General features: G+C 66.7%; 25 protein-coding genes and 4 tRNA genes. 18 read left to right on the plus strand and 11 right to left on the minus strand.

Translation table 11 applies throughout. The annotated features are described in order from the left end of the window. Positions 1–59: 59 nt before the first annotated feature. The 3 genes from CFB52_RS07795 to CFB52_RS07805 form a co-directional block, all read right to left on the minus strand. Positions 60–1049 carry an aliphatic sulfonate ABC transporter substrate-binding protein gene (locus CFB52_RS07795; protein WP_099316354.1) on the minus strand — a complete coding sequence of 330 codons (990 nt, stop codon included), beginning with the start codon at positions 1047–1049 and terminating at the stop codon, positions 60–62. A gap of 188 nt (positions 1050–1237) precedes the next feature. After that, positions 1238–1324 (minus strand) — tRNA-Leu (locus CFB52_RS07800). A 637-nt stretch (positions 1325–1961) separates the two neighbouring features. Further along, positions 1962–2048: transfer RNA gene (locus CFB52_RS07805), tRNA-Leu, on the minus strand. A 249-nt stretch (positions 2049–2297) separates the two neighbouring features. Between CFB52_RS07805 and rnr the strand changes: the two genes are divergently transcribed. The 6 genes from rnr to CFB52_RS07835 all read left to right on the plus strand — a co-directional run bounded on the left by rnr (position 2298) and on the right by CFB52_RS07835 (position 9515). After that, a complete protein-coding gene (rnr, locus tag CFB52_RS07810; protein ID WP_059584327.1) occupies positions 2298–4772 on the plus strand; it encodes a ribonuclease R in 2475 nt (824 codons plus the stop codon). Between the two features lie 148 nt (positions 4773–4920). After that, positions 4921–5664 carry a 23S rRNA (guanosine(2251)-2'-O)-methyltransferase RlmB gene (rlmB, locus tag CFB52_RS07815; protein ID WP_006484150.1) on the plus strand — a complete coding sequence of 248 codons (744 nt, stop codon included), beginning with the start codon at positions 4921–4923 and terminating at the stop codon, positions 5662–5664. Positions 5665–5768: 104 nt separating this feature from the next. Then, entirely contained in the window at positions 5769–6641 is an 873-nt protein-coding gene (locus CFB52_RS07820; protein WP_099316355.1) for an N-acetylmuramoyl-L-alanine amidase, read from the plus strand. A 91-nt stretch (positions 6642–6732) separates the two neighbouring features. Further along, positions 6733–7428 (plus strand): ribose-5-phosphate isomerase RpiA, encoded by a 696-nt coding sequence (gene rpiA / locus CFB52_RS07825; RefSeq protein ID WP_059584323.1) that lies wholly within the window; start codon positions 6733–6735, stop codon positions 7426–7428. A 282-nt stretch (positions 7429–7710) separates the two neighbouring features. Then, positions 7711–8427 (plus strand): FadR/GntR family transcriptional regulator, encoded by a 717-nt coding sequence (locus CFB52_RS07830; RefSeq protein ID WP_059638776.1) that lies wholly within the window; start codon positions 7711–7713, stop codon positions 8425–8427. 101 nt (positions 8428–8528) lie between these two features. Then, complete coding sequence (locus CFB52_RS07835; protein ID WP_099316356.1) at positions 8529–9515, plus strand: Gfo/Idh/MocA family protein; 987 nt, start codon at positions 8529–8531, stop codon at positions 9513–9515. A gap of 61 nt (positions 9516–9576) precedes the next feature. On the opposite strand, the gene CFB52_RS07840 is transcribed toward CFB52_RS07835, so the two are convergent. The 7 genes from CFB52_RS07840 to CFB52_RS07870 form a co-directional block, all read right to left on the minus strand. Next, positions 9577–10269 carry an amino acid ABC transporter permease gene (locus CFB52_RS07840; RefSeq protein ID WP_006484207.1) on the minus strand — a complete coding sequence of 231 codons (693 nt, stop codon included), beginning with the start codon at positions 10267–10269 and terminating at the stop codon, positions 9577–9579. A gap of 122 nt (positions 10270–10391) precedes the next feature. Further along, positions 10392–11186, minus strand: coding sequence for a cystine ABC transporter substrate-binding protein (locus tag CFB52_RS07845; protein ID WP_059584318.1), 795 nt, complete (start codon positions 11184–11186; stop codon positions 10392–10394). A 99-nt stretch (positions 11187–11285) separates the two neighbouring features. Then, positions 11286–12323: a quinone-dependent dihydroorotate dehydrogenase gene (locus CFB52_RS07850; RefSeq protein ID WP_063892440.1), complete on the minus strand. Its 1038-nt coding sequence runs from the start codon at positions 12321–12323 to the stop codon at positions 11286–11288. Between the two features lie 98 nt (positions 12324–12421). After that, positions 12422–13252 (minus strand): arginyltransferase, encoded by an 831-nt coding sequence (locus CFB52_RS07855; protein ID WP_099316357.1) that lies wholly within the window; start codon positions 13250–13252, stop codon positions 12422–12424. A gap of 33 nt (positions 13253–13285) precedes the next feature. Further along, positions 13286–14050 (minus strand): leucyl/phenylalanyl-tRNA--protein transferase, encoded by a 765-nt coding sequence (gene aat / locus CFB52_RS07860; RefSeq protein ID WP_059584314.1) that lies wholly within the window; start codon positions 14048–14050, stop codon positions 13286–13288. Between the two features lie 10 nt (positions 14051–14060). Next, positions 14061–14606: an NUDIX hydrolase gene (locus CFB52_RS07865; protein ID WP_006476111.1), complete on the minus strand. Its 546-nt coding sequence runs from the start codon at positions 14604–14606 to the stop codon at positions 14061–14063. Positions 14607–14789: 183 nt separating this feature from the next. Then, positions 14790–14866 (minus strand) — tRNA-Met (locus CFB52_RS07870). Positions 14867–15063: 197 nt separating this feature from the next. Between CFB52_RS07870 and CFB52_RS07875 the strand changes: the two genes are divergently transcribed. Genes CFB52_RS07875 through CFB52_RS07885 form a run of 3 tightly spaced genes read left to right on the plus strand, consistent with a single transcriptional unit; the run spans position 15064 to position 17098 of the window. Then, positions 15064–15561: a heme-degrading domain-containing protein gene (locus CFB52_RS07875; RefSeq protein WP_006476110.1), complete on the plus strand. Its 498-nt coding sequence runs from the start codon at positions 15064–15066 to the stop codon at positions 15559–15561. Positions 15562–15570: 9 nt separating this feature from the next. After that, positions 15571–15903, plus strand: a complete 333-nt coding sequence (locus CFB52_RS07880; protein WP_373680924.1) for a multidrug efflux SMR transporter — start codon at positions 15571–15573, stop codon at positions 15901–15903. Positions 15904–15934: 31 nt separating this feature from the next. Then, complete coding sequence (locus CFB52_RS07885) at positions 15935–17098, plus strand: enoyl-CoA hydratase/isomerase family protein (RefSeq protein WP_099316359.1); 1164 nt, start codon at positions 15935–15937, stop codon at positions 17096–17098. A gap of 127 nt (positions 17099–17225) precedes the next feature. Here CFB52_RS07885 and CFB52_RS07890 read toward each other — a convergent pair whose 3' ends face one another. Continuing rightward, positions 17226–17654, minus strand: a complete 429-nt coding sequence (locus tag CFB52_RS07890; protein WP_059584310.1) for a hypothetical protein — start codon at positions 17652–17654, stop codon at positions 17226–17228. Positions 17655–17995: 341 nt separating this feature from the next. On the opposite strand from CFB52_RS07890, the gene ssuD reads away from it, so the two are divergent. The 9 genes from ssuD (at position 17996) to CFB52_RS07935 (ending at position 24418) form a co-directional block, all read left to right on the plus strand. Next, positions 17996–19153, plus strand: a complete 1158-nt coding sequence (gene ssuD, locus CFB52_RS07895) for an FMNH2-dependent alkanesulfonate monooxygenase (RefSeq protein WP_099316360.1) — start codon at positions 17996–17998, stop codon at positions 19151–19153. 16 nt (positions 19154–19169) lie between these two features. Next, positions 19170–19982 (plus strand): aliphatic sulfonate ABC transporter permease SsuC, encoded by an 813-nt coding sequence (gene ssuC / locus CFB52_RS07900; protein WP_059584307.1) that lies wholly within the window; start codon positions 19170–19172, stop codon positions 19980–19982. Continuing rightward, positions 19979–20938, plus strand: coding sequence for an ATP-binding cassette domain-containing protein (locus tag CFB52_RS07905; RefSeq protein WP_099316361.1), 960 nt, complete (start codon positions 19979–19981; stop codon positions 20936–20938). The genes ssuC and CFB52_RS07905 overlap by 4 nt, the downstream gene beginning before the upstream one ends. Positions 20939–20995: 57 nt before the next feature. Beyond that, positions 20996–21211, plus strand: coding sequence for a molybdopterin-binding protein (locus CFB52_RS07910; RefSeq protein ID WP_006476104.1), 216 nt, complete (start codon positions 20996–20998; stop codon positions 21209–21211). Positions 21212–21355: 144 nt separating this feature from the next. Further along, positions 21356–21553, plus strand: a complete 198-nt coding sequence (locus tag CFB52_RS07915) for a hypothetical protein (RefSeq protein ID WP_006484168.1) — start codon at positions 21356–21358, stop codon at positions 21551–21553. Between the two features lie 55 nt (positions 21554–21608). After that, positions 21609–21854, plus strand: coding sequence for a hypothetical protein (locus CFB52_RS07920; RefSeq protein ID WP_059584304.1), 246 nt, complete (start codon positions 21609–21611; stop codon positions 21852–21854). A gap of 128 nt (positions 21855–21982) precedes the next feature. Further along, complete coding sequence (gene dusA / locus CFB52_RS07925) at positions 21983–22969, plus strand: tRNA dihydrouridine(20/20a) synthase DusA (RefSeq protein WP_059584302.1); 987 nt, start codon at positions 21983–21985, stop codon at positions 22967–22969. A gap of 54 nt (positions 22970–23023) precedes the next feature. Next, positions 23024–23099: transfer RNA gene (locus CFB52_RS07930), tRNA-His, on the plus strand. Between the two features lie 803 nt (positions 23100–23902). After that, entirely contained in the window at positions 23903–24418 is a 516-nt protein-coding gene (locus CFB52_RS07935) for a GNAT family N-acetyltransferase (RefSeq protein WP_099316624.1), read from the plus strand. Positions 24419–24481: the final 63 nt, after the last annotated feature.

Here is a 24481-nt window from a genome sequence, read left to right on the forward strand (position 1 = left end):
GACTGAGCCTGTCAACATAATTTCATCCGCGACGATAAAAATATTGCGCCGCGAGGCCGTCACGCGCCGACCGGTTCCGCACGCTTCGCGGCGAAATTCCAGCGCTGCGCCTGGCTCGTATCGACGCGGGCGGGTAGCAGTCCAGCCGCCAGGAACGTATCGGCGATCTTCTGCTGTTCGCCGAAGTTTTGCGTGGTCACCGCGCGGACGAGGTAACTGCGTCGCGCATTCGCCCGCGCGATCGTCGCGGCATCGAGCCCCCAGATCGGTGCGAGCGTGTTCGCGGCCTCCTGCGGATGGTCGCGCAGCCACGCGCCGGCCAGCGACAGTTGGTTGAACAGAATCTGGACGACGTCGGGGCGCGCGGCGGCAAAGCTGCTCGATGCAAGGTAATAGCGCTGGTACGACGCGAGTCCGTTGCCGTCGGCCAGGATCCGCACGTCGGGATTCCGGTCGACCGACGCGACATAGGGGTCCCACGTGATCCATGCGTCCACGCTGCCGCGCTCGAACGCGGCGCGGCCGTCCGCGGGCGTCAGGTAATGGATCGCCGCCTCGGCGGGCGCGAGCTTCGCGCGTGCGAGCGCGGCAAGCAGCAGGTAGTGGCTGCCGGCCGCCTTGGTGACCGCGATACGCCCGCCCTTGAGATCGGCGAGCGTGCGCAGCGCGCTGTCCTGCTTGACGACGATCGCCTGGGCTTTCGGCGAAGGCGCCTCCTGTGCGACGTACACGAAACGCGCATGCGCGGCCTGTGCGAAGACCGGGACCGTATCGGCCACATCGGCACTGAAGTCGACGGCGCCGACATTGAGCGCTTCGGTCAGCGGCAATCCGCTCGCGAATTCATGCCATGACACGCGCAGGCCGAGCGGCGTCAGCGCCTGCTCGAGCGTGCCGCGCGTCTTGAGCAGCGTGATCAGCGTCGACGACTTCTGGTAGCCGATGCGCAAGGTGCCCGGCGCATTCTCGGCGTGCGCGCGGACGCCGGCGGCAGCGAGGCCTGCGGCCAGCATTGCGCGTGCGAATGCGCGGCGGTTCATCGAGGTCATGAAGGGTGCTCCTCGTTGGATGCGTTGAAAGCGAGGCGGCTAACGTACCAACGGGAGAGGGTGATTGATAACCGATATATTCTGCTATCGATCGGAGCGGCCGACATAAGGGCCGAAGACAGGCGCTTTGCTTCCTGGGCTTGAAATGAAAAAAGGCCGGCTTGGAAGCCGACCTTTTCGAAAACAGATGGTGCCCAGGAGAGGACTCGAACCTCCACGATGTTGCCACCGCTAGGACCTGAACCTAGTGCGTCTACCAATTCCGCCACCTGGGCACGTTTCGCTTGCTGCGATGCGAAAGACCGCAATTATAGCTGGTCCCGAGAGGCTGTCAACACAATTTCATCGGAGCCCCCAAAATATTCGCTCGCGCGCGATCGCCCGCTCGCACCTCGACGAATCGGAAGCGCCCAGTTGCGGCGAGGTTCCGGTCCCGTGGTTCCGTATCGACGCGAGCCGGCCCCGCGGTCCGTGGTCAGGACCGGCAATTCGGACCACGAACTATCGCATGTCGCGCTGCAGGTGATTCGTGTCGCGGGGATGTCGCTGCCGACCGCGGCCCTCTCGAACAACGGCGAGTTCAGGATCCGGAACGACGATCGCTTTTCCCGTGCACTCCACTGGATCTTCGCGGTCGTGATCCCGTGCACGATGGTGGCCGGATGCTCGCTGCTCTTCATTACCAGCCGGATGTCTGGCGTTTCGTGTCGACACGCAACGGGTTGCTCGCGTGCCGCCTGAGCCGATGAAAGGGAGGGCTGGCGCGCGACTGCGTACGGTACGGCCGGCGGCGTCCGCCGGGCAAACGAAAAAGGTCGGCTTTCTCTGACCTTTTTGAATGCCGGAAGCACTTTGCTTCTTGGGCTGGAAATGAAAAAAGGCCGGCTAGAAGCCGACCTTTTAAAAAACAGATGGTGCCCAGGAGAGGACTCGAACCTCCACGATGTTGCCACCGCTAGGACCTGAACCTAGTGCGTCTACCAATTCCGCCACCTGGGCACGTTTTGCAGGAGCTGCTTGCTGCAAAGAAGCGAAATTATAGCGCCCCAATTATCCCTGTCAACACTTTTTTGCGATGCATCGCAAACCGGCCGTCGCCGCGCCTGCGGGCGGCATTCCCGACATTTGGCGACACGGGCGGGTGATAGAATGACCCGCCGCCGTCAATATAGAACTGTCAGACGGACACCTCTATGTTGATGCCGTGCACCATCAGTCAACGCAACGAGAACAATCATCGACAAACCCTTGAGCAAATATCCGTACCCCATTCCGAGCCGTGAAGAAATTCTCGGCGTGCTGCGTACGAGCGACGCGCCGCTAGCCGCCAACGACATCGCCGAAGCCCTGTCGATCAAGCGTCAGGAGCGCGAGGGGTTCTTCCGACGGGTCGCCGCGATGGAGCGCGATGGCCAGATCCGCCTCGACAAGCGCGGCCACTATCAGTTGACCCATCCGTCGAATTTCGTCGCGGGGCGTGTGCAGGGGCATCGCGACGGCTACGGGTTCGTGATCCGCGACGACGGCCAGGACGACCTGTTCCTCCCGAACGGCGAAATGCAGAAGGTGATGCACAACGATCGCGTCCTCGCGCGGATCGTCGGCTACGATCGCCGCGGCCGCCCGGAAGGGCATGTCGTCGAAGTCACCGAGCGCGCGAACAAGCGCGTGATCGGCCGCCTGCTGAACGAGAACGGTGCGCTGATCGTCGCGCCGGAAGACAAGCGTATCGGCCACGATATCCTGATCACGCAGAACGTGAAGAAGGCGAAGGTCGGGCAGGTCGTCGTCGTCGAGCTGACCGATTTCCCGAGCCGCCATTCGCAGCCGCTCGGCCGTGTCGTCGAGGTGCTCGGCGATATCGACGATCCGGGCATGGAAATCGAGATCGCGGTGCGCAAGTACGGCGTGCCGCACGAATTCAGTCAGCCGGCGCTCGACGAAGCCGCCGCGCTGCCCGACAAGGTGCGGCCGGCCGACCTGCGTTTCCGCGTCGACCTGCGCGACGTGCCGCTCGTGACGATCGACGGCGAGGACGCGCGCGACTTCGACGATGCCGTCTACTGCGAGCCGGTCAAGGTCGGCCGCGGCGACGGCTACCGGCTGATCGTCGCGATCGCCGACGTGTCGCACTACGTCCAGCCGGGCAGCGGCCTCGATGCCGACGCGCTGGAGCGCAGCACGTCGGTCTACTTCCCGCGCCGCGTGATCCCGATGCTGCCGGAGAAGCTGTCGAACGGGCTCTGTTCGCTGAACCCGCAGGTCGACCGCTGCGTGCTCGCATGCGACATGGTGATCACCGCGCGCGGCGAGATCAAGGCATACCAGTTCTATCCGGCCGTGATCCATTCGGCGGCGCGCCTCACGTACACCGAAGTCGCCGCCGTGCTGTCGAACACGAAGGGGCCGGAGGCCGCGCGCCGCGCGGATCTGCTGCCGCACCTGCAGGATCTGTACGGCGTCTACAAGTCGCTGTTCGCCGCACGTCAAAAGCGCGGCGCGATCGATTTCGACACGACCGAGACCTACATCGTCTGCAACTCGCAAGGCAAGATCGAGCAGATCGTGCCGCGCCAGCGCAACGACGCGCACAAGCTGATCGAGGAATGCATGCTGGCCGCGAACGTCTGCGCGGCCGATTTCCTGAAGCGCAACAAGCATCCGGGCCTGTACCGCGTGCACGCGGGGCCGACGCCGGAGAAGCTCGAGAACCTGCGTGCGTTCCTGCGCGGCATGGGCCTGTCGCTCGGCGGCGGCGACAAGCCGCACGCGAGCGACTACGCGGCGCTGATGGCGCAGATCCGCGACCGGCCGGACGCGCAGATGCTGCAGCCGATGCTGCTGCGCTCGATGCAGCAGGCCGTCTACAGCCCGGACAACATCGGCCACTTCGGTCTCGCATACGAGGCGTACGCGCACTTCACGAGCCCGATCCGCCGCTACCCGGACCTGCTCACGCATCGCGCGATCTACGCGATCCTGTCCGGCAAGAAGTACGTGCCGAAGGCGCCGGAAGGCTTCGAGCTGAACACCGCGCTGTCGCCGCGCGCCCGCGCGATGCAGCAGGCCGACGACGAGGCGCGCGGCCGCTCGCGTTCGAACACGGCAATCTGGGAGGAGCTCGGCCTGCACTGCTCGGCGAACGAGCGCCGTGCGGACGAGGCGTCGCGCGACGTCGAGGCGTGGCTCAAGTGCTACTTCATGCGCGACAAGCTCGGCGAGGAGTACGGCGGGATGGTGAACGGCGTGACGTCGTTCGGCATCTTCGTGCAGCTCGACACGCTGTTCATCGAAGGGCTCGTGCACGTGACGGAGCTCGGCTCCGACTACTTCCAGTACGACGAGATCAAGAACGAGCTGCGCGGCGAACGCACGGGTATCCGTTATCGCCTGTCGGACCGCGTGCGCGTGCAGGTGAGCCGCGTCGATCTCGACGCGCGCAAGATCGATTTCCGCCTCGTGCGCGATACGCCGGTGAAAGCGCCGCGTCCCTCGCCCGCACCGGCTGCCGGCGTCGATCGCAACGGCAGCGGCCCGCGCGTGCGTGCGCTGCCGCCGGTGGAGGACACCGTGCCGCGTGGCAAGAAGGCCGCGAGCGCGCCGAGCGTCGCGGTGAAGGAAGCGCGCGCCGCACGTGGCGCCGCGAAGAAGAAGGGCGGCGGTGGCGGCGGCGCGCCGGCGAAGCCGACCGCGAAGAAGGCCCGCGCCCGCAAGAAGTACTGAGCGTTCAGGGCGGCGTGTGCGCACGCCCTGCAGTATCGAAAGACGCCGCGTTATCGGCCATCGGCCGGCCACGCGGCGCTTTCCTTTTCCATGGATCGCGGCTGCGCGAATCGCGCGGCCGCCTGTTTGATCGAAGGTTGTTCCAGTCATGTCACGTCTGAAGGTTCTTTACGGTTTTCATGCGGTGACCGCACGTTTGCGGCACGATGCATCGACGGTGGCGGAGGTGCTGTACGACCAGACGCGCCGCGACCGCCGCATGCAGGAGTTCCTGCACGCCGCGAAGGAAGCGGGCGTGCGGCTGATCGCAGCCGACGAAACGCGCCTGTGGGGCCTCGCGCATACCGAGCGCCACCAGGGCGTCGTCGCACGCGTCGAGGACATGCCGCTCGCGCAGAACCTGTCCGAGCTGCTCGACGGCATCAACGGGCCCGCGCTGCTGCTCGTGCTCGACGGCGTCACCGATCCGCACAATCTCGGCGCGTGCCTGCGGGTCGCCGATTCGGCCGGCGCGCACGCGGTCATCGCGCCGCGCGATCGCGCGGTCGGCCTGAACGCGACTGCCGCCAAGGTGGCGAGCGGTGCAGCCGATACCGTGCCCTACATCACCGTGACGAACCTCGCCCGTGCGCTGCGCGAGCTGAAGGAAGCCGGCGTGTGGATCATCGGGACGTCGGACGAGGCGCCGGCGACGCTCTACGAAACGAAGCTCGACGGCCCGGTCGCGCTCGTGATGGGCGCGGAAGGCGAAGGCATGCGCCGGCTCACGCGCGACACCTGCGACGAAGTGATGAGCATCCCGATGGCCGGCAGCGTGGAAAGCCTGAACGTGTCGGTCGCGAGCGGCGTGTGCCTGTACGAAGCCGTGCGCCAGCGGCGCGTGAAGGGCTGAGCCCCGGGCCCGCCCGTCCCGCGCGCGATGCGCGGGCGTCGAATCACCCAAGCGACGCGTGCCCCGATGCAAGGCGGCACGCGGCTACCCGGAACCCGCGACCGATGACCCTGTTTCGTGCCGGCATCTCCTGCGCCGTGCTCGGCCTGCTGGCGGCCTGCACGTCGCCGTCGCTCGTCGAGCGCGGCACCTACTACGCCGACACGAGCCTGCACGCGCGCGGCGCCGATTCGCGGATTCGCTTTCTCGTGATGCACTACACCGAAAGCGACGAGACGAAATCCTTGCGCACGTTGACCGGCGATTCGGTCAGCGTGCACTACGTGGTTCCGCCGCGGCCGCCCACCGAGCGCGGGATGCCCGTCGTCCACCAACTCGTTCCGGAAGCGCGGCGTGCATGGCACGCGGGCGTCAGCGAGTGGCAGGGCACGACCGAGCTGAACGCGGTGTCGATCGGCATCGAGAACGTGAACCGCGGCCCGCTCGACCCGCAGCAGCGCACCTGGCAGCCGTATCCACCCGAACAGGTCGACGCGCTGATCCGCCTGTCGAAGGACATCGTCGCGCGCTACGGGATTGCGCCGACGCGCGTGGTCGGGCACAGCGACATCGCGCCGCAACGCAAGATCGATCCCGGGCCGCTGTTCCCGTGGCATGCGCTCGCGCAAGCCGGCATCGGCGCGTGGCCGGACGACGCCACCGTTGCCGCGCGGCTCGGCGGCCGCGACCCGCACGCGCCGGTCGACGTGCGCGAACTGCAGCTCAAGCTCGCGCGCTACGGCTACGACGTGCCGACAGATGGCGTGCTCGACGCGCGTACGCGGCGCGTGTTCGCGGCGTTCCAGATGCATTTCCGGCCGTCCGACTACGCGGGCGACCCGGACGCGGAGAGCGACGCGATCGCGCAGGCGCTGCTCGACAAGTACTTCCCCGACGCGCAAACGACGGTCCCCGCTCCGGTGGCCGACACGCGCTGAATGCGCGGCGCATTGCACGCCGAAAAACGCGGGGGCGTCCCCGACTCCGGTAAACTGGCGGTTTTCAGCAATCCCGCAGCATTACCACGCCATGACTCAAGACGAACTCAAACGCCTCGTCGGCCAGGCCGCCGCCGATTACGTGATCCAGAACGTGCCGGAAGGCGCCGTGATCGGTGTCGGCACCGGCTCGACCGCCAACTGCTTCATCGACGCGCTCGCGGCCGTCAAGTCGCGCTATCGCGGCGCCGTGTCGAGCTCGGTCGCCACGACCGAACGCCTGAAATCGCACGGCATCAAGGTGTTCGACCTGAACGAGATCGACTCGCTGCAGGTGTACGTCGACGGCGCCGACGAGATCGACGCCGGCGGCGCGATGATCAAGGGCGGCGGCGGCGCGCTGACGCGCGAGAAGATCGTCGCGTCGGTGGCCGACACGTTCGTCTGCATTGCGGACGCGAGCAAGCGCGTGCCGGTGCTCGGCGCGTTCCCGCTGCCGATCGAGGTCGTGCCGATGGCGCGCACGGCGATCGGCCGGCGCGTGACCGCGCTCGGCGGCGTGCCCGTGCTGCGCGTGACGAAGGACGGCGCACCCTACATCACCGACAACGGCAACGAGATCATCGACGTGAAGGGCCTGCAGATCGCCGATCCGCGCGGTTTCGAGGCACAGGTGAACGCATGGCCGGGCGTCGTGACGGTGGGCCTGTTCGCCGAGCGCGGCGCGAATCTGTGCTTGCTCGGCACGGAAAACGGCGTTGAAACGATCGCTTATCCGGCTGGCTGAAACTGAATGAGAAGCAGTCCGTAACGGCGCGATATCGGTCGTCACGGATTGCATAGTTAAATCTTGTGGAAACCGGGGTCCGGCAGGCGCGGCGCGCTTCCCGGGCTTTTTTTTTAGCCGTATAAATCACCTCGTTCAAAAGAGGGATAACCCTGTCAGGTGTTTACCAGATAGCGAAATATCGTCGAACTCATCAACTTATAGATCATAAGAACAGAGTAGTAACCAGGGCCGGCGGAACTGCGGAGCAGGTGTTCGCAAATCGACGCACGGGGAGGTGTCATGGAGCAGGGCAAAGACCGGTCACTGGTCGCCAAAGTGATGGATGGGCTTGTCTCGGGTATCGTCGAGGACAAGTACGGCGGCATCTTGCCGCCGCAGGACGTGCTGTCGAAAGAATTCGACGTGAGCCGCACGGTGATGCGGGAGGCGTTGTCGATGTTGCTTGCGCGCGACATGCTCGACGTGCGTCCGAAAGTCGGGACGCGCGTGCGGCCGATGCGCGACTGGCGGATGATCGACGAAGACGTCGTGAGCTGGCGATTTCGGGCAAAGCCCGATCCGCAGTTCATGCGCGACGTCATCGAATTCCGGATGTTGATCGAACCACGCGCGACCGCGCAGGCGGCCGTGCGTGCGACGGCCGCCGACATCGCGGCCATTCGCGAAGCGTTCGATGCGTTCAAGGTGCTGCAGCCGGGCGATTCCGGCTACGACACGGCGGACGAGTTGCTGCATACGCGGATCGTCCAGGCAAGCGGCAACCAGTTCTTCCAGCAGATGGCGGCGATCGTGCGCGGCGCGGTGCGTCTCGTGAATCCGCGCGTCGTGCAGAAGGAAGGCGCGCACGACATCGCGGTGAAGGCGCATGCGCGCGTCGTCGATGCGATCGAGCGGCGCGACCCGCGCGAAGCCGAAGCGGCGTCGCTCGCGCTGATCGATTTCAGCGCGGACGAGATTTCGCGCGATTTCTCGGTCGACGTGCCGGTGCGGGCCTGACGGCGCGCGTGTCGTCCATCCGTGTGCCGCGGGGCCGTTTATCATGACGGCCGGCCGGCAGCGTGCCGGCAACCGCCATACGACCGACACGGAAGATCAGGATGAACGACAACGACCATCGCCCGGTGCGCTTCGGCATCGTCGGCGCAGGCAGCATCGCGCGCCGCTTCGCGCAGAGCCTCGCGCACGTGCCGGGCGCCACGCTCGCCGGCGCCTGGGCCCGCCGCGCCGACGCAACGGCCGCCTTCTGCGAGACATGCGGCGGCACGCCTGCCGCGAGCCTCGACGCGCTCCTCGCGAGCGATATCGACGCGGTCTACATCGCGACGCTCCATGACAGTCATGCGCAGTACACGCTGGCCGCACTGGCTGCCGGCAAGGCGGTGCTGTGCGAGAAACCCGCCGCGCTGAACGCCGCGCAACTCGACACGGTGCTGCACGCGGCGCGCGCTGCCGGGCGGCTCTTCATGGAGGCGATGAAGCCGCCATTCTTTCCGCTGTACCGTCAGTTGCGTGCGCACCTGCGTGACGATCCGATCGGCGAGATCCGGCTCGTGCGGGCGGGTTGCGCATCGTCGTCGGTGCCGGAGGCGCATTCCGTCTATCGGCTCGATCGCGCGGGCGGCGCGCTGCTCGACATCGGCATCTACGAGGCGTTCCTTGCCGTCGACTGGCTCGGCGCGGCGCGCGACGTGCAGACGCTCGGACGCGTCGGCGCGACGGGCGTCGACCTGTTCGCGAGCCTGAACAGCGTGCATGAGAACGGCGGGATCGCACAGCTCTTTTGCGGTCTCGACGTGATGGGGCGCGGCGACGCGCTGATCGCCGCGGCGGGCGGCCACGTGACGATACACGAGAAGTGGTGGAACCCCGCGCGTGCGACGATCCGCTACGCGGACGGGCGCACCGTCGAGCTCGATGCGCCGGTCGACGGCGGCGGGCTGAACTACGAAACCGAGCACTTCTGCGAGCTGCTGCGTGCGGGCGAGACCGAAAGCCCGATCATGACGCACGACCATTCGCGGCGGATGATCGCGATGACGGATGCGGCGCGCGCCGTGCTCGGCGTGCGCTATTCGGGCGAATAGACGGGAAGACGGGAAAGCGGGCGTCGGGCCGGCGAGCGCCGGCCCGGTGCAACCGCGTGGCTCAGTGCCGCGACGGCAGCGACAGGCGCTTTTCGTACCAGCGCTGCACCCATTCGAGGATCTGGCACAGGATCCAGTACACGGCCGCGGCGGCGAGATAGAGCGGCAGCGGCTGATAGGTCGCCGCGATCACTTCCTGCGCGCTGCGCAGCAGTTCGGTCACGGTGATCACGGACACGAGCGACGTGTCCTTGATCAGGCTGATCAGGCTGTTCGACAGGCTCGGCACCGCAATGCGCAGCGCCTGCGGGCCGATCACGTAGCGTAGCGTCTGCCCCCACGACAGCCCCAGACTGTACGCGGCGAGCCACTGGCCGCGCGCGATCCCGTTGATCGCGCCGCGCATGCTTTCCGACATGTAGGCCGCGACGTTCGCGGACAGCGCGATGACGCCGGCCGGCGTCGGGTCGAGCGAGATGCCGAGGCTCGGCAGCCCGTAATAAATGACGAAGATCTGCACGAGCAACGGCGTGCCGCGCATCAGGCTCACGTACGCGCGCGCCAGCCACGCGAGCGCGTTGACCCAGATGCGCTCGAAGCCGTCGAGCGCTTCGCTCTGCCGGATGCCCATCATCGCGAGCACGACGGCGCCAAGCAGGCCGAACACCATCGACAGCACGGCGAACTTGACGGTCAGCACGGCACCCTGGGCGAGCACCGGCAGCGATTGGACGAGCAGGGACGTTGTCGACATGGAATACGAAGCGAATGCGTGCGCGAAAGCGCAATCATAAACCGGACCGATAAAACAAAGGGCGGCATCGTTGCGGATGCCGCCCTTTCCGGCCCGCCGTCAGGCGGGAAATGCAGGCGTGCTTACTTGAGCGGTTTCGTCACGTCGATGCCGAACCACTTGTCGGAGATCTTCGTGAACGTGCCGTCGGCTTCGAGTTGCGCCATCGCGTCGTCGATCGCCTTCTGGAACTTCGGGTTGCCCTTCTTGAACGGGATGCCCGACGGGTTCGCCGAACCGACGTTCGCGCCCGGGCGCAGCGGCAGCTGCGAATTCTTCGTCAGGTACGCGAGCATCAGGCGGTCGTTGAGCGCCGCGTCGAGGCGCCCGGCCGCGAGATCGCGCAGGTACTCGGGCGCGCCCGGGTACGTCTTCACGTCGATGCCCGGCACCGATTTCGCCATGTCCATGTAGTTCGTGCCGAGCGCGACGCCGAGCTTCTTGCCCTTCAGGTCTTCCAGCGACTTGAATGCGCGCGTGTCGTCCTTGCGCTGGATCAGCTGCGCGGACGAGTACGTGTATGCGGGCGAGAAGTCGAGCGTTTCCTTGCGCTTGTCGGTGATGCCGACCTGGTTGACGATCACGTCGAACTTGCCGGCCTGCAGGCCCGCGATGATGCCGCTCCATTCGGTCGTCACGAATTCGGCCTTCACGCCGAGCTTCGCCGCGACGGCCTTCGCGATGTCGACGTCGAAGCCGACGAGGTCGCCTTGCGGGCTCTTCGAGTTGAACGGCGGGAACGTGCCTTCGAGGCCGACGCGCAGCGTGCCGCGTTGTTTGACCTGATCGAGGAGGTCGGCCGCATGCGCGGTTGCCGCGGCGAACGACATGCCGATCGCGCCGGCAACCAGCAGCTTCTTCAACAGCGGAAATTTCATCGTGTGTGTCCTTGCCCTGGTGGGGTCAATGGTTTTCATCATAAGACGATGATAGCAAAAATGCTATCGATAGCTAAATATACTTTGCTTATGGCTATATTACGCGCCGCGTTCGCTGGCGATCGCCTTCACGCATTCCGACACGAGCGCCGGGCCGCGATAAATGAAGCCGGTATAGAGCTGGACGAGCGCCGCGCCGGCCGCCAGCTTCGCACGGGCATCCTCGCCCGAGAAAATGCCGCCGACGCCGATGATCGGCACGTCGTTGCCGACTTCCGCATGCAGCTTGCGGATCACTTCGTTCGATGCGTCGAACACCGGGCGGCCCGACAGGCCGCCGGCTTCGTCCGCATGCGGCAGGCCCTGGACGGCCGCGCGCGACAGCGTCGTATTGGTGGCGATGACCGCTTCGATCTTGTGGCGCAGCAGCGTGTCGCCGATTTCCTTGACCTGTTCGTCGTCGAGATCGGGCGCGATCTTCAGTGCGAGCGGAACGAGCTTGCCGTGCAGGTCGGCGAGGCGCTGCTGCTTGTCCTTCAGCGCGGCGAGCAGCGCGTCGAGCTCGCCCGCGCCCTGCAACTGGCGCAGGTTCTTCGTGTTCGGCGACGAGATGTTGATCGTCACGTAGCTCGCGAACGGATACACGCGCTCGAGGCAGTACAGGTAATCCTCGGCCGCGCGCTCGATCGGCGTGTCGGCGTTCTTGCCGATGTTCAGGCCGAGGACGCCGCGATAGCGGGCGGCCTGGACGTTCTTCACGAACTGGTCGACGCCGTGGTTGTTGAAGCCCATCCGGTTGATCAGCGCTTCGGCCTGCGGCAGCCGGAACATTCGCGGGCGCGGATTGCCGGGCTGCGGGCGCGGCGTGACCGTGCCGACCTCGATGAAGCCGAAGCCGAGCGCCGCGAGGCCGTCGATGGCCGCGCCGTCCTTGTCGAGGCCGGCCGCGAGGCCGACCGGGTTGCGGAACGTGAGCCCCATCACGGTACGCGGCGCGTCGGGCACGCGCGCCGACAGCGCGCAGGCGAGGCCCGTACGGCCGGCCGCGCCGAGCGCGCGCAGCGTAAGGTGGTGAGCGTCTTCCGCATCCATCTTGAACAGGGATGCGCGGGCCAGCGGGTAGAGGGAACTGAACACGGGAATGGGGCGGACGGCCGGAATGAATGACAACCCGCTATTTTACCGGGAGTTGCGCGGCACGGGCGCGCTTCGCTTCGTAGCCGCCGCGGCGCACGTCAGCTCGACCCGGAATGCCCGCCCGGCAACGGCGCGCGCGCGAGCGCCGCGTCGACGGGCGGCAGGTCGACCCGTTCCGGATCGAGCGTCTTCCAGCGGCCGTCGATCAGCCCTTCGAGCGGATGGAAGTTCGCCTTGTAGGCCATCTTCGGGCTCTCGCGGATCCAGTAGCCGAGGTACACGTAGGGCAGCCCGAGGCTCTCCGCCTGCTCGATCTGCCACAGGATGTTGTAGGTGCCGTAGCTCGTGTGCCGGTCGTCGGGCTCGAAGAACGTATAGACCGACGACAGGCCGTCGCCGAGGATGTCGATCATGCTGACCATCCGCAGCTTGCCGGGTTCGCCGCCCGGCGCGTCGAGGTCGCGGAATTCGACGAGGCGCGAGTTGATCCGGCTTTGCAGCAGGAACTGTTCGTACTGGTCGCGGCTGTCGCGGTCCATGCCGCCGCCCGCATGGCGCGCGGACTGGTAGCGCATGTACAGCGCGTAGTGTTCTTCGTCGTAGTGCAGCGGCGACACCGTCGCGACCAGCGCGCGATGCCGTTTCCACATCCGGCGCTGCGTGCGCGTCGGCGCGAACGCGGCGACCGGCACGCGTACCGGCACGCATGCGCGGCAGCCGTCGCAGTACGGGCGGTACGTGAACACGCCCGAGCGGCGGAAGCCGGCCTTCACGAGCTCGGTGTAGATGTCGGAATTGATCAGGTGGCTCGGCGTCGCGACTTGCGAGCGCGCGATGCGGCCGTCCAGATAACTGCACGGATAGGGCGCCGTTGCATAGAATTGCAGCGCCGAAAGCGGTGAAAGCGGCAGCTCAGTCGGATGAGTCATGGGCAGCTCTCGATGCAGGGAAGGAGTGCCGCGCTAGCGCTCGGTCCCGGTGGGCGCCGCCGTTTCGGCGGGGCTCGTCAGCGCGGCGAGCACGCGCTTGTCGAAGTGCCACGGAATCGGCGGTTCGGCTACCGCGCGGCGCACGTGAGCGACAAAGGCCTTGCGTGCGATCTCGCGGCCGCCGAGCGACGCTAGATGCGACGTATTCTGCTGGCAGTCTATCATTTCCAGCCCGTGCTCGCGAAGGTGCGCGACGAGCGCGGCCAGCGCGATTTTCGACGCGTCGGTCACGTCCGCATACATCGACTCGCCGAAAAACATCCGGCCGAACGACACGCCGTACAGGCCGCCGACGCGGCGCCCGTCGTGCCACGTCTCGATGCTGTGCGCGTTGCCGGAGCGGTAGAGCGACGTATAGGCGTCGATGATCTCGGCGGTGATCCAGGTGCCGCGCTGCCCGCGGCGCGGCGCCTGCGCGCAGGCGCGCATTACGCCGGGAAAGTCGTGATCGACGCGCACTTCCCATTGAGGCTCGCGCAGCACGCGCTTGAGCGTCTTGCGCAGCGAAGGCGACACCTTGAATTCGGCCGGCACGAGGATCATGCGCGGGTCGGGGCTCCACCACAGCACCGGCTGGCCGTCCGAGTACCACGGGAAGATGCCGCGCAGGTAGGCGTCGATGAGGCGCGACGGCAGCAGGTCGGCGCTCGCGGCGAGCAGCCCGGGCGCACCCGTCGCGGGGCCGAGCGCGCGCTCGATGGGCGGGAACGGATCGTCCGGGCCGAGCCAGGGAACCATGGGGCGCGGCTCAGCCGTTGCGCAGCGAGCGGAAGATATCGCCGGTGTGCACGCCGTAGTCGCCGGCGGCGCGATCGGCGAAGAAGAACCGCAGGGTCTGGCTGACGGTCGGGAACGCGATCTCGTCCCACGGGATGTCCGCTTCGTCGAACAGTTTCACCTCGAGGCTTTCCTCGCCGGCTTCGAAGCCCGGGTCGGTGAGCCGTGCGAGGTAGAACAGGTGGACCTGGTGCACGTGCGGCACGTTCAGCAGCGTGAACAGGTTCTGCACCTCGACGCGCGCGCCGGCCTCCTCGAGGGTTTCGCGCGCGGCGGCTTCCGCGGTCGTTTCGCCCATTTCCATGAAACCGGCCGGCAGCGTCCAGAATCCGTAGCGCGGTTCGATCGCGCGGCGGCACAGCAGGATCTGGTCGCCCCAGACCGGCACCGTGCCGACGACGTTGCGCGGATTCTGATAATGGATCGTGCCGCAGTGATCGCAGACGAAGCGTTCACGATTGTCGCCCGGAGGAATGCGCGCGAGGACTTCGTGACCGCAGACGGAGCAGAATTTCATGTCGAGTGGAAGGGACGAGGTGATGCGAGTGTATCACCGGGCCGCGGCATTCTTGAACGCCTGCACATGCGGCGGCGTGTCGTGCGAAACGGCGGGTGCGCGAGCGAAGAGCGCGCGGCGCCCGGGCGCGCAAAAACAAAAAGCCCGACGCGAGGCCGGGCTTTTTGCGAAATTCTGGACGGTTGGTTGCGGGGGTAGGATTTGAACCTACGACCTTCGGGTTATGAGCCCGACGAGCTGCCAGACTGCTCCACCCCGCGTCCGTCGAAGAATTGAATTATAGGGGCTATCCCGAATGCGTGCAAGTGTTTTGTGACAATCGCATGGCGAGCGCTGGTGGGGCCGGTACGGGCAGGCACGTGCGCTAGAATCGAGCGGTTTGTGTCGTCATCCCGGCAGCGGCCCTGCGCGATCGCATCGGCGCCGTTGCGGTTCTCCTTACTGCATCGACGGATTCATGGACATCGCTCACGATCTGCAATCGATCGGCGCGCAGGAACAGGCGCTCGTGTTTCCCCATTTCGACCCGGCTCGCGCATGGGCGCTCGGCAACCGGATGCATGCGCTCGCGACGTCGCGCGGTCATGCGATCGCGATCGACATCGTCACGTTCGGCCAGCCGCTGTTTTACGCGGCGCTCGCCGGAGCCACGCCCGACAACGCCGACTGGGTGCGCCGCAAGCGCAACGTCGTCGCGCATTTTCGCCGCAGCTCGTACGCGATCGGCCTGCGCATGCAGCAGGCCGGCGCGACGCTCGCGGACAAGCACGGATTGCCGGTCGCCGAGTATGCGTCGCACGGCGGCTCGTTTCCGCTGACCGTCGCCGGCGCCGGCGTGATCGGCTCGATCACCGCGTCCGGGCTGCCGCAGCGCGCGGATCACGAGTTCGTTGTCGAGGCGCTGTGCGCCGAACTCGGCCACGACTACGCGGTACTGGCCCTCGCAAGGAGCTGAGCGATGCAACTGCCCGGCTACGCATGGCTCGCGATCGCGATCGTCGCGGAAGTGATCGGCACGTCCGCGCTGCGCGCGGCGGACGGTTTCACGCGCTTGTGGCCGTCGGTGCTCGTCGTCGCCGGTTACGGCGTCGCGTTCTACTGCCTGTCGCTCACGTTGCGCACGATGCCGGTCGGCATCATCTATGCAGTCTGGTCGGGCGCCGGCATCGTGCTGATCACGCTCGTCGCGATGCTGCTCTATCGTCAGGTGCCGGACGTGCCGGCGGTGATCGGCCTCGGGCTGATCGTCGCGGGTGTCGTGGTGCTGAACCTGTTCTCGAAGATGCAGGCGCACTGAGCGTGCGACTGCCGTTTGCCGGACGACCTTCATGACCGATTCCACTTCCGCCGCCGTTTCCGCCGTTTCCGCCGAATCCGCCCAGCCCGACGTGCGCGCGTATGTCGCGAACCGCATCGGCTTTCTCGAACTGAACCGGCCGAAGGCGCTGAACGCGCTGTCGGTCGGCATGATCCGGCTGATGCAGCAGGCGCTCGACGCGTGGCGTGACGATCCCGACGTCGTCGCGGTCGTCGTGCACAGCCCGCATCCGCGCGCGTTCTGCGCGGGCGGCGACGTGCGCTTCTTCCACGACGCGTGGCAGCGCGGCGACCGCGACGCGGTCGACACGTTCTTCATCGAGGAATACACGCTGAACCATGCGATCTTCACGTATCCGAAGCCGTACATCGCGCTGATGCACGGTGTCGTGATGGGTGGCGGCATGGGGATCTCGCAGGCGGCGCGGCACACGGGCGGCCTGCGCGTCGTGACCGATTCGACGAAGATGGCGATGCCCGAAACGCGCATCGGCCTGTTCCCGGACGTCGGGATGAGCTGGTTTCTCGCGCGTACGCCCGGCGCGATCGGCCGCTATCTCGCGGTGACGGGCGCGACGCTCGACGCGGCCGGCGCGCTGTACGCGCAACTCGCCGACGTCTATCTGCCCGATGCCGCGCTGCCGGCGCTGCTCGACACGCTGCGCGGCGCGCGCATCGACAGCGGCGCGCAGGCCGTCGCGTGCGTGACCGACGCGGCTGCCGCGCACAAGGTCGTGCCGACGCCCGATACGTCGGCGCTTGCCGATGCGCGCGCCGGGATCGACAGGCATTTCGCGCAACCCGACCTCGACGCGATCCTCGCGTCGCTCGACGCCGAGCCCGATTGCGCGGCGGTCGACGGGTGGATCGAGAAGGCGACCCATGCGATGCGCGAGCAGTTGTCGCCGCTGTCGATGGCCGTGTCGCTCCAAGTCGTCGAACGCGCGCGCGGCGCGACGATGGCCGATTGCCTGCGGCGCGATCTCGACCTCACGCGCTCGACCTTCGCGCACGGTGACGTGATCGAAGGCGTGCGCGCGCTGATCGTCGACAAGGATCATCAGCCGGTGTGGCGCTTCAAGTCGGCCGCCGACGTCGCGCGCGCCGACGTGCTCGCGATGTTCGACAGTCCGTGGACGCCCGACACGCATCCGCTGCGCAAGCTGAAGGACTGACGCCGATCGGGCTGGACAGCGCGGCCGACCGACGCGCGACACGGAAACGCAAAGGCCGCGTGCAGATGCACGCGGCCTTTTTCATGGAAGTCGGCTGGTCCCGAAGGACGCGTCGCCCGCGCCGGCGTTATTCGTCGCCCGCGTCGTCCGACATGAACGCGCGCATGAACACGAGCGCGCCGAAGCCCCACACCGCATTCGCCGCGAAGCCGGCCGCGAGCACGGGCAGCATGTTGCCCGACGGCCAGATGCCGCGCAGCGGATCGATCGCGAACACGCGGGCGGCCGTCAGCACGATACCGCCGAACACGAGCGCGCCGATCCACGATGCTTCGCGCTCGGGCGAGACGCGCAACAGCCACGCCATCGGAATCGCGCAGCACGCGCTGATCAGTGCGTTCGCGACAAATTCAGGAATGCCGAGCGGCGCGAACGGTTGTGTCGAGAAGCCGGTTGCGGCGATCAGGTCGGCCGTGTGGAGAAGGGCGAGCGTGGCCTCGCGGAAGAACAGGGCGGCCAGGAAGCCGGACAGGAAGGGCAGGATGACTTTCTGCATCGATGAGTGCACCGCAGGCGCGCACGGCCGGGGCCGGGCGCGCGGAGTTATTCGGATAGGTGCGCCATTATAGGGCCCGGCCGCGGCGATATTCGCTCCAGCGTCGCGCTAATCACGAAAGCGGAAAACCTAAGCTCAAAAAAATCGTTCCAAAGCCTGGTACCGATCCCTAGACTGATTTCCCAGAAACAGCCGTGCGATCGCGTCCTCGTCCGCTGCACGGCGTGACCGGCGAGCCATCCCGATTCGAATGCACACCATGCATGCGTCGCTCATCAGCGACGCGAGCAGGGCGATGTTTTTTTCAAATTTCGGCAGTGACAGTCAAGCAGGAGCAGCAGATGAATGTGTTCTGGTTTATCCCCACGCATGGCGACAGCCGCTATCTCGGCACGGCCGAAGGCGCGCGCGCCGCGGACTACGATTACTTCAAGCAGGTCGCCGTGGCGGCGGACACGCTCGGCTACGACGGCGTGCTGCTGCCGACCGGCCGCTCCTGCGAGGATGCGTGGGTCGTCGCGTCGAGCCTGATTCCCGCGACGCAGCGCCTGAAGTTCCTGGTCGCCGTGCGCCCCGGCATCGCTTCGCCGGGGCTCGCGGCGCGGATGGCCGCGACGTTCGACCGCCTGTCGGGCGGCCGCCTGCTGATCAACGTCGTCACGGGCGGCGATGCGGCCGAGCTGGAAGGCGACGGCCTCTTCGCCGATCACGACACGCGCTACGAGATTACCGACGATTTCCTGAACATCTGGCGCGGGCTGCTTGCCGCGTCGCACGACAACGGCGGGTTCGACTACATCGGCAAGCACCTGCAGTCGAAAGGCGGCAAGGCGCTTTACCCGCCCGTGCAGCGCCCGCATCCGCCGCTGTGGTTCGGCGGCTCGTCGCCGGCCGCTCACGCGATCGCCGCCGATCACATCGATACCTACCTGACCTGGGGCGAGCCGCCCGAGGCCGTCGCGAAGAAGATCGCCGACATCCGTGCCCGTGCCGACGCGCGCGGCCGCAAGATCAAGTTCGGCATCCGCCTGCACGTGATCGTGCGCGAGACCGAGGACGAGGCATGGCGTGACGCCGAGCGGCTGATCAGCCGGCTCGACGACGACACGATCGCACGTGCGCAGAAGGCGTTCGCGAACATGGATTCGGAAGGCCAGCGCCGGATGGCCGCGCTGCACGGCGGCAAGCGAGGCGGCCGCGAGGCGCTCGAGGTCTATCCGAACCTGTGGGCCGGCGTGGGGCTCGTGCGCGGCGGCGCCGGCACGGCGCTCGTCGGCAATCCCGAGCAGGTCGCGGAACGCATGCGCGAATACGCGGATCTCGGCATCGAGACGTTCATCCTGTCCGGCTATCCGCACCTCGAGGAGTCGTATCGCTTCGCCGAGCTCGTGTTCCCGCTGATCAAGGGCAAGGGCGTGGAGAGAGCGGCCGGCCCGCTGTCGGGGCCGTTCGGCGAGATCGTCGGCAACAACTATCTGCCGAAGACGAGCCAGAGCTGAGCGACGGAGGCCTGCGATGACAACGAAAACCTCGACGACGGGCGTCGCCGTGGCCGCCCGCGCGTGGCGCGGCGTCGCGCCGTGGCTCGTGCCGCTCGCGTTGCTGGTGGTATGGGAAGTCGGTGCGCGCACCGGGTGGCTGTCGACCCGCGTGCTGCCCGAGCCGGTGGCGGTCGTGCGCGCGGCGTGGTCGCTCGTGACGTCGGGCGAAATGTGGGCGAACGTGAAAGTGAGTACGTGGCGCGCGCTGTTCGGCTTCGCGATCGGCGGCGGCGTCGGCCTCGCGCTGGGGCTCGCGACCGGGCTGTCGAAGGCCGCCGAGGTCGCGCTCGACTCGACGATCCAGATGATCCGCAACATTCCGGCGCTCGCGATGATTCCGCTCGTGATCCTGTGGTTCGGCATCGACGAGAAGGCGAAACTGTTCCTCGTCGCGCTCGGCGTGTTCTTCCCCGTCTACATCAATACGTATCACGGGATCCGCTCGGTCGACGCGAATCTGATCGAGATGGCGAAGAGCTACGGCGTGCGCGGCTTCGCGCTGTACCGCGACGTGATCCTGCCCGGCGCGTTGCCGTCGATCCTCGTCGGCGTGCGTTTCGCGCTCGGGCTGATGTGGGTGATGCTGATCGTCGCGGAAACGATCTCCGCGCAGTCGGGCATCGGCTACATGACGATGAACGCGCGTGAATTCCTGCAAACCGACGTGGTGGTGGTCGGCATCCTGCTGTACGCGGTGCTCGGCAAGCTGGCCGATGTGCTGGCGAAATCGATCGAGCGCGTGACGCTGCGCTGGCACCCCGCCTATCAATCAGGAGCAAAGGCATGAGTGCGACGACTTCGGCGGCCGCCTACGGCCCGCTCGCCGGCGCAGACCTCGAGGCCGAGCTCGCGCAGGCCCGCGTCGCGGATGGCGACGCGCGCGATGCGGCGATCCTCGAACGCGACGGCAGCGCATCGGTCGTGCCGCTGGCACGGCGGCGCCCGGGCAGCCCGGCTCCCGACGACGCGGTCACGCTGTCGGGCGTCAGCAAGCGCTTCGGCGCCCGCACGGTGCTCGACAACGTCGAGCTCGGCATCGCGCGCGGCAGCTTCGTCGCGATCGTCGGCCGCAGCGGCTGCGGGAAGTCGACGCTGCTGCGTCTCGTCGCGGGGCTCGAGCAACCGAGCAGCGGCGCGCTCGTGACGCGCGGCGAGGGCGGCGGCGCGCTCGATACGCGGATCATGTACCAGGATGCGCGCCTGCTGCCGTGGAAGACCGTGCTGCAGAACGTGATGCTGGGGCTCGGCCGCGGCGCGCGCGACCAGGCCCGCGCGGTGCTCGACGAAGTCGGGCTGCTGGAACGCGCGAACGACTGGCCCGCGCAACTGTCGGGCGGCCAGCGGCAGCGCGTCGCACTGGCACGCGCGCTCGTGCACCGGCCGCAACTGCTGCTGCTCGACGAGCCGCTCGGCGCGCTGGACGCGCTTACCCGCATCGAGATGCATGCGCTGATCGAGCGCCTGTGGCGCGAACACCGGTTCACCGCGCTGCTCGTCACGCATGACGTGCAGGAGGCCGTCGCGCTCGGCGACCGCATCCTGTTGATCGAGCAGGGGCGGGTGGCGCTCGACCAGTCGGTGCCGCTCGACCGGCCGCGCGCCCGCGCGTCGGCCGCCTTCGCGGCGCTGGAGGACCGCGTGCTGAAACGCGTACTCGCCGGCGGCCACGGCGCGGGCGAGCACGACGCGGCGCATGAAGCAGACAAGGTTCGACCGGTCGGGCAGATCCGCTGGGCCGTTTAATTCCGGGCGGCTTCGGCCGCCCGTTCTGAGACTTTTTTCTTCGGAGCGATCATCCCGATGAGCATCACTGCAATCAACGTACGTAACCAGTTCAAGGGCAAGGTCAAGGAGATCATCCGCGGTTCCGTGGTCTCCGAAGTCGACGTCGAGACGCCGTTCGGCATCGTCACGTCGGTGATCACCACCCGTTCGGTGGACGAACTCGAACTGAAGGTCGGCGCCGAAGTCGTCGCGCTCGTGAAGTCGACGGAAGTCTCGATCGCGCGTCTCTGAGCGCGCGGGTCGCGCCTCGGTGCGGCGCCGCCGGGCAGCGTGCCCGCCGGCGCCGCATTGCATTTCGCGCGGCGCGTTTGCCACGGTATTCGGCTTCCGGGCGAAGTGCTAGGATGGAACGACACCGATGCCGGAGGCCAACGCATGACCCCCATCCTTTCCCCCGAAGCCATCGAGGCGCTGAAATGGATCGACCAGTTCGGCGACAGCCGGCCGGTTCCCGCCGCGTTCGACGACGTCGTCTACGCGTTGCTGAATGACGGGCTGATCTATCAGGCGACGGCCGACCGGGTCGATCTGACGGCCGATGGTCGGTCGTTTTTGTCCGACGAATACGATTGAGCGCGCGGCGCCGGCCGCGCGGGCGGCTTGGCGCGGCATCACCACGGAGCGTGCGATGGAACCGAGAGGGAGCGACCTCGGCGATTTCAGCGAGCCGTACCGCGGCTTCGAGATCGAGGTGAAGACCGAGCAGGTCTGGGACGGCGAGCGGGCGCACTATCGCGTGCTGCAGGGCGATGCCGTGCGGATCGACTGGCGGCTGGTCAAGATCGACGGGATGCTGCTCACCGAACGGCGCGTGATCGAGCGCGTGTTCGACGAGGCGCGCCGCGCGGTCGATGCTGAATTGGGCGGCCGGTAGTGCGCGTGTCGGGCGGGCAGGGCCGGTCTTGCGGTAAAATGTCGGGTTGTTCCGTGCCGTCTGGCCTGTACCCGAATTCCATGTCCGTTCCACCCTCGCTTCCTCCCCGCCGCGTATCCGTCGCGCCGATGCTCGACTGGACCGACCGCCATTGCAGGTCGTTCCATCGCACGCTGACGCGCAATACGTGGCTGTATACGGAGATGATCACGACGGGCGCGCTGCTGTTCGGCGACGCCCAGCGGCATCTTGCGTTCACGCCGAGCGAATCGCCGGTCGCGCTGCAACTGGGCGGCAGCGAGCGGGACGATCTCGCGCGCGCGGCGAAGCTCGGCGAGCAGTGGGGCTACGACGAGATCAACCTGAACTGCGGGTGCCCGTCCGAGCGCGTGCAGCGTGGCGCGTTCGGTGCGTGCCTGATGAACGAGCCGCCGCTCGTCGCCGACTGCGTGAAGGCGATGCGCGATGCAGTGTCGGTGCCGGTGACGGTCAAGCACCGGATCGGCGTCGACGCGGTCGAGGACTACGCGTTCGTGCGCGACTTCGTCGGCACGGTGGCCGAGGCCGGGTGCGAAACGTTCGTCGTGCATGCGCGCAACGCGATCCTGAAAGGGCTGTCGCCGAAGGAGAATCGCGAGATCCCGCCGCTCAAGTACGACTATGCGTATCGGTTGAAGCGCGATTTTCCGTCGCTGGAGATCGTGATCAACGGCGGCATCACGACGCTCGATGAGGTTGCGCGGCATCTCGAGCACGTCGATGGCGTGATGCTCGGCCGCGAGGCCTATCACAACCCGTACGTGCTGGCGGAGGTCGATGCGCGCTTCTACGGAGCGACCTCGGCGGTGCCGACGCGCGAAGAGGCCGAGGCGCAATTGATCGCGTATTGCGCGGCCGAGCTGAAGCGCGGCACCTACCTCGGCGCGATCGTGCGGCACGCGCTCGGGCTGTATCGCGGCATGCCGGGCGCGCGCGGCTGGCGTCGCGTGCTGTCCGACAACAAGAAGCTCGCACGCGGCGATCTGGCCGTGTTCGACGAGGCGCGTGCGCATCTGAACGCGGCCGAAGAAATTTTTGAAAAAAATGCTTTGCAAGATTCAAAAGACTTCGTATAATCTTGTTCTTCGCTGCTGAAACAAAACAGCGAAACGAAGCAAGCAGTATCAGTGGTGGCTGTAGCTCAGTTGGTAGAGTCCAGGATTGTGATTCCTGTCGTCGTGGGTTCGAGTCCCATCAGCCACCCCAACAAATTCAAGCAAAAAGCCCGGTTCGTTGAACCGGGCTTTTTGCTTTTCGGCGTTCGGATAGAGCCTCGGCGCGTCCTGCTCGCGGCGTCTTTAATGAAGCGGCATCCCGTATTCAACGAAGTGACCGCGATATCATGTCGGCCTCGCGCGCTTCGAAAGTGCGGTTGCGTAAATCGAGTCGCCCCGACGATATGGCTTCGATGTCGAGTATGAAATCGCGGACGAGGCGGACAGGTGTTGAAATCGGGCGCGCGATCGTGCGTGGTATTGACCGATGGCACCGCTTGTCTCGCATCGCCGACGGGGATGACGGAGATGGCGACGAGGCCTCGGGCCTGCTTCGTATCGCGCTTCCGTGTCGTTGCGCTGACAACGTTCGTACCCGTTTGCCCACGACGTTTTTCTTTCCCGCCTAAGGTTCCCGCGCGCCGTGCCGTTATCTTCTCTGGACAGCCCTCGTGCCTCGAATGCTGATCCGTTTTCTTGCCTGCTCGCGCCAAACGCGAGCAGGCTTTTTTCGTTTACGGCTGCGCATAACCGGCTGATTGGCGGAATCGAACAGGGGCTTGGCGCAAACCGACAAAGTGCAACAGTCTTGCATGCGTGTAATGTAGGACCTTCCTCGTGCCCTCATGCTTTGCAGGGCCGTTCGATCCCGATGACCGATGAAGGTGTCGGGATTTTTTTTGCCCGCACGCCGAGATCCCGACACCGCGCTGCATGAAATGCATCCCGCAAAGCACGGTATATTTTGCGATGACACATGCCGATCAAGAAAACCAGCACAAGGAGTTGCCGCCGATGCCGGGCACCCGGACCACACTGCGCGCCGCGACGGTGCACGACGCGAACCACATTGCTCGCCTGCACACGCTGAGCTGGCAAACCGCCTATAGCCATATCCTTCCGGCCGCCTATCTGACTGACGAGGTGCCGACGGAGCACGCGGTTCGGTGGCGCAAGTATTTCGATCGCGACGAGAGCGAGTGGGGCTTCGTGCTGATCGCCGAGTCGCACGGCGAGCCGGTCGGCTTCGTCAGCGCCGAGCGCCCCGTCGATCCGGCGCTTGGCGTGCTGCTCGACTGCCTGCACGTTCATCCTTCGCATCACGGCGGCGGCACGGGCAAGCGCATGATCGAAGCCGTTCGCGCGTGGGCCAGGTCGATCGGCGTGGGCAAGGTCCATCTGCAGGTGCTGGAGGGCAACGTGCGCGCGATCGGGTTCTACGAACACAACGGCTGGCGATTGGCCGGCGTCGAAACGTGTCGCCTCGGCCAAACGGAAGTCATTGACCGGATTTACGCGATCGAGGCTTGAACGCTTGCGGCTTCGGCGCGGGCGGCGGCACCCGGCCGCCATGGCATCGCGCGAGGGGAAAGC

The sequence above is a fragment of the Burkholderia sp. AU18528 genome (assembly GCF_002223215.2).
Taxonomy (GTDB): Bacteria; Pseudomonadota; Gammaproteobacteria; order Burkholderiales; family Burkholderiaceae; genus Burkholderia; species Burkholderia semiarida.

Coding starts and splice junctions, on each gene's coding strand:
- rlmB (WP_006484150.1), top strand. CDS start 4,921: ATGTCACGTCTGAAGGTTCTTTACGGTTTTCATGCGGTGACCGCACGT.
- CFB52_RS07830 (WP_059638776.1), top strand. CDS start 7,711: ATGGAGCAGGGCAAAGACCGGTCACTGGTCGCCAAAGTGATGGATGGG.
- CFB52_RS07875 (WP_006476110.1), top strand. CDS start 15,064: ATGGACATCGCTCACGATCTGCAATCGATCGGCGCGCAGGAACAGGCG.
- dusA (WP_059584302.1), top strand. CDS start 21,983: ATGCTCGACTGGACCGACCGCCATTGCAGGTCGTTCCATCGCACGCTG.
- CFB52_RS07890 (WP_059584310.1), bottom strand. CDS start 17,654: ATGCAGAAAGTCATCCTGCCCTTCCTGTCCGGCTTCCTGGCCGCCCTG.
- rpiA (WP_059584323.1), top strand. CDS start 6,733: ATGACTCAAGACGAACTCAAACGCCTCGTCGGCCAGGCCGCCGCCGAT.
- CFB52_RS07845 (WP_059584318.1), bottom strand. CDS start 11,186: ATGAAATTTCCGCTGTTGAAGAAGCTGCTGGTTGCCGGCGCGATCGGC.
- CFB52_RS07865 (WP_006476111.1), bottom strand. CDS start 14,606: ATGAAATTCTGCTCCGTCTGCGGTCACGAAGTCCTCGCGCGCATTCCT.
- CFB52_RS07920 (WP_059584304.1), top strand. CDS start 21,609: ATGGAACCGAGAGGGAGCGACCTCGGCGATTTCAGCGAGCCGTACCGC.
- CFB52_RS07885 (WP_099316359.1), top strand. CDS start 15,935: ATGACCGATTCCACTTCCGCCGCCGTTTCCGCCGTTTCCGCCGAATCC.
- CFB52_RS07905 (WP_099316361.1), top strand. CDS start 19,979: ATGAGTGCGACGACTTCGGCGGCCGCCTACGGCCCGCTCGCCGGCGCA.
- ssuC (WP_059584307.1), top strand. CDS start 19,170: ATGACAACGAAAACCTCGACGACGGGCGTCGCCGTGGCCGCCCGCGCG.
- CFB52_RS07840 (WP_006484207.1), bottom strand. CDS start 10,269: ATGTCGACAACGTCCCTGCTCGTCCAATCGCTGCCGGTGCTCGCCCAG.
- CFB52_RS07855 (WP_099316357.1), bottom strand. CDS start 13,252: ATGACTCATCCGACTGAGCTGCCGCTTTCACCGCTTTCGGCGCTGCAA.
- ssuD (WP_099316360.1), top strand. CDS start 17,996: ATGAATGTGTTCTGGTTTATCCCCACGCATGGCGACAGCCGCTATCTC.
- CFB52_RS07935 (WP_099316624.1), top strand. CDS start 23,903: ATGCCGGGCACCCGGACCACACTGCGCGCCGCGACGGTGCACGACGCG.
- CFB52_RS07915 (WP_006484168.1), top strand. CDS start 21,356: ATGACCCCCATCCTTTCCCCCGAAGCCATCGAGGCGCTGAAATGGATC.
- CFB52_RS07910 (WP_006476104.1), top strand. CDS start 20,996: ATGAGCATCACTGCAATCAACGTACGTAACCAGTTCAAGGGCAAGGTC.
- CFB52_RS07795 (WP_099316354.1), bottom strand. CDS start 1,049: ATGACCTCGATGAACCGCCGCGCATTCGCACGCGCAATGCTGGCCGCA.
- aat (WP_059584314.1), bottom strand. CDS start 14,050: ATGGTTCCCTGGCTCGGCCCGGACGATCCGTTCCCGCCCATCGAGCGC.
- CFB52_RS07835 (WP_099316356.1), top strand. CDS start 8,529: ATGAACGACAACGACCATCGCCCGGTGCGCTTCGGCATCGTCGGCGCA.
- CFB52_RS07820 (WP_099316355.1), top strand. CDS start 5,769: ATGACCCTGTTTCGTGCCGGCATCTCCTGCGCCGTGCTCGGCCTGCTG.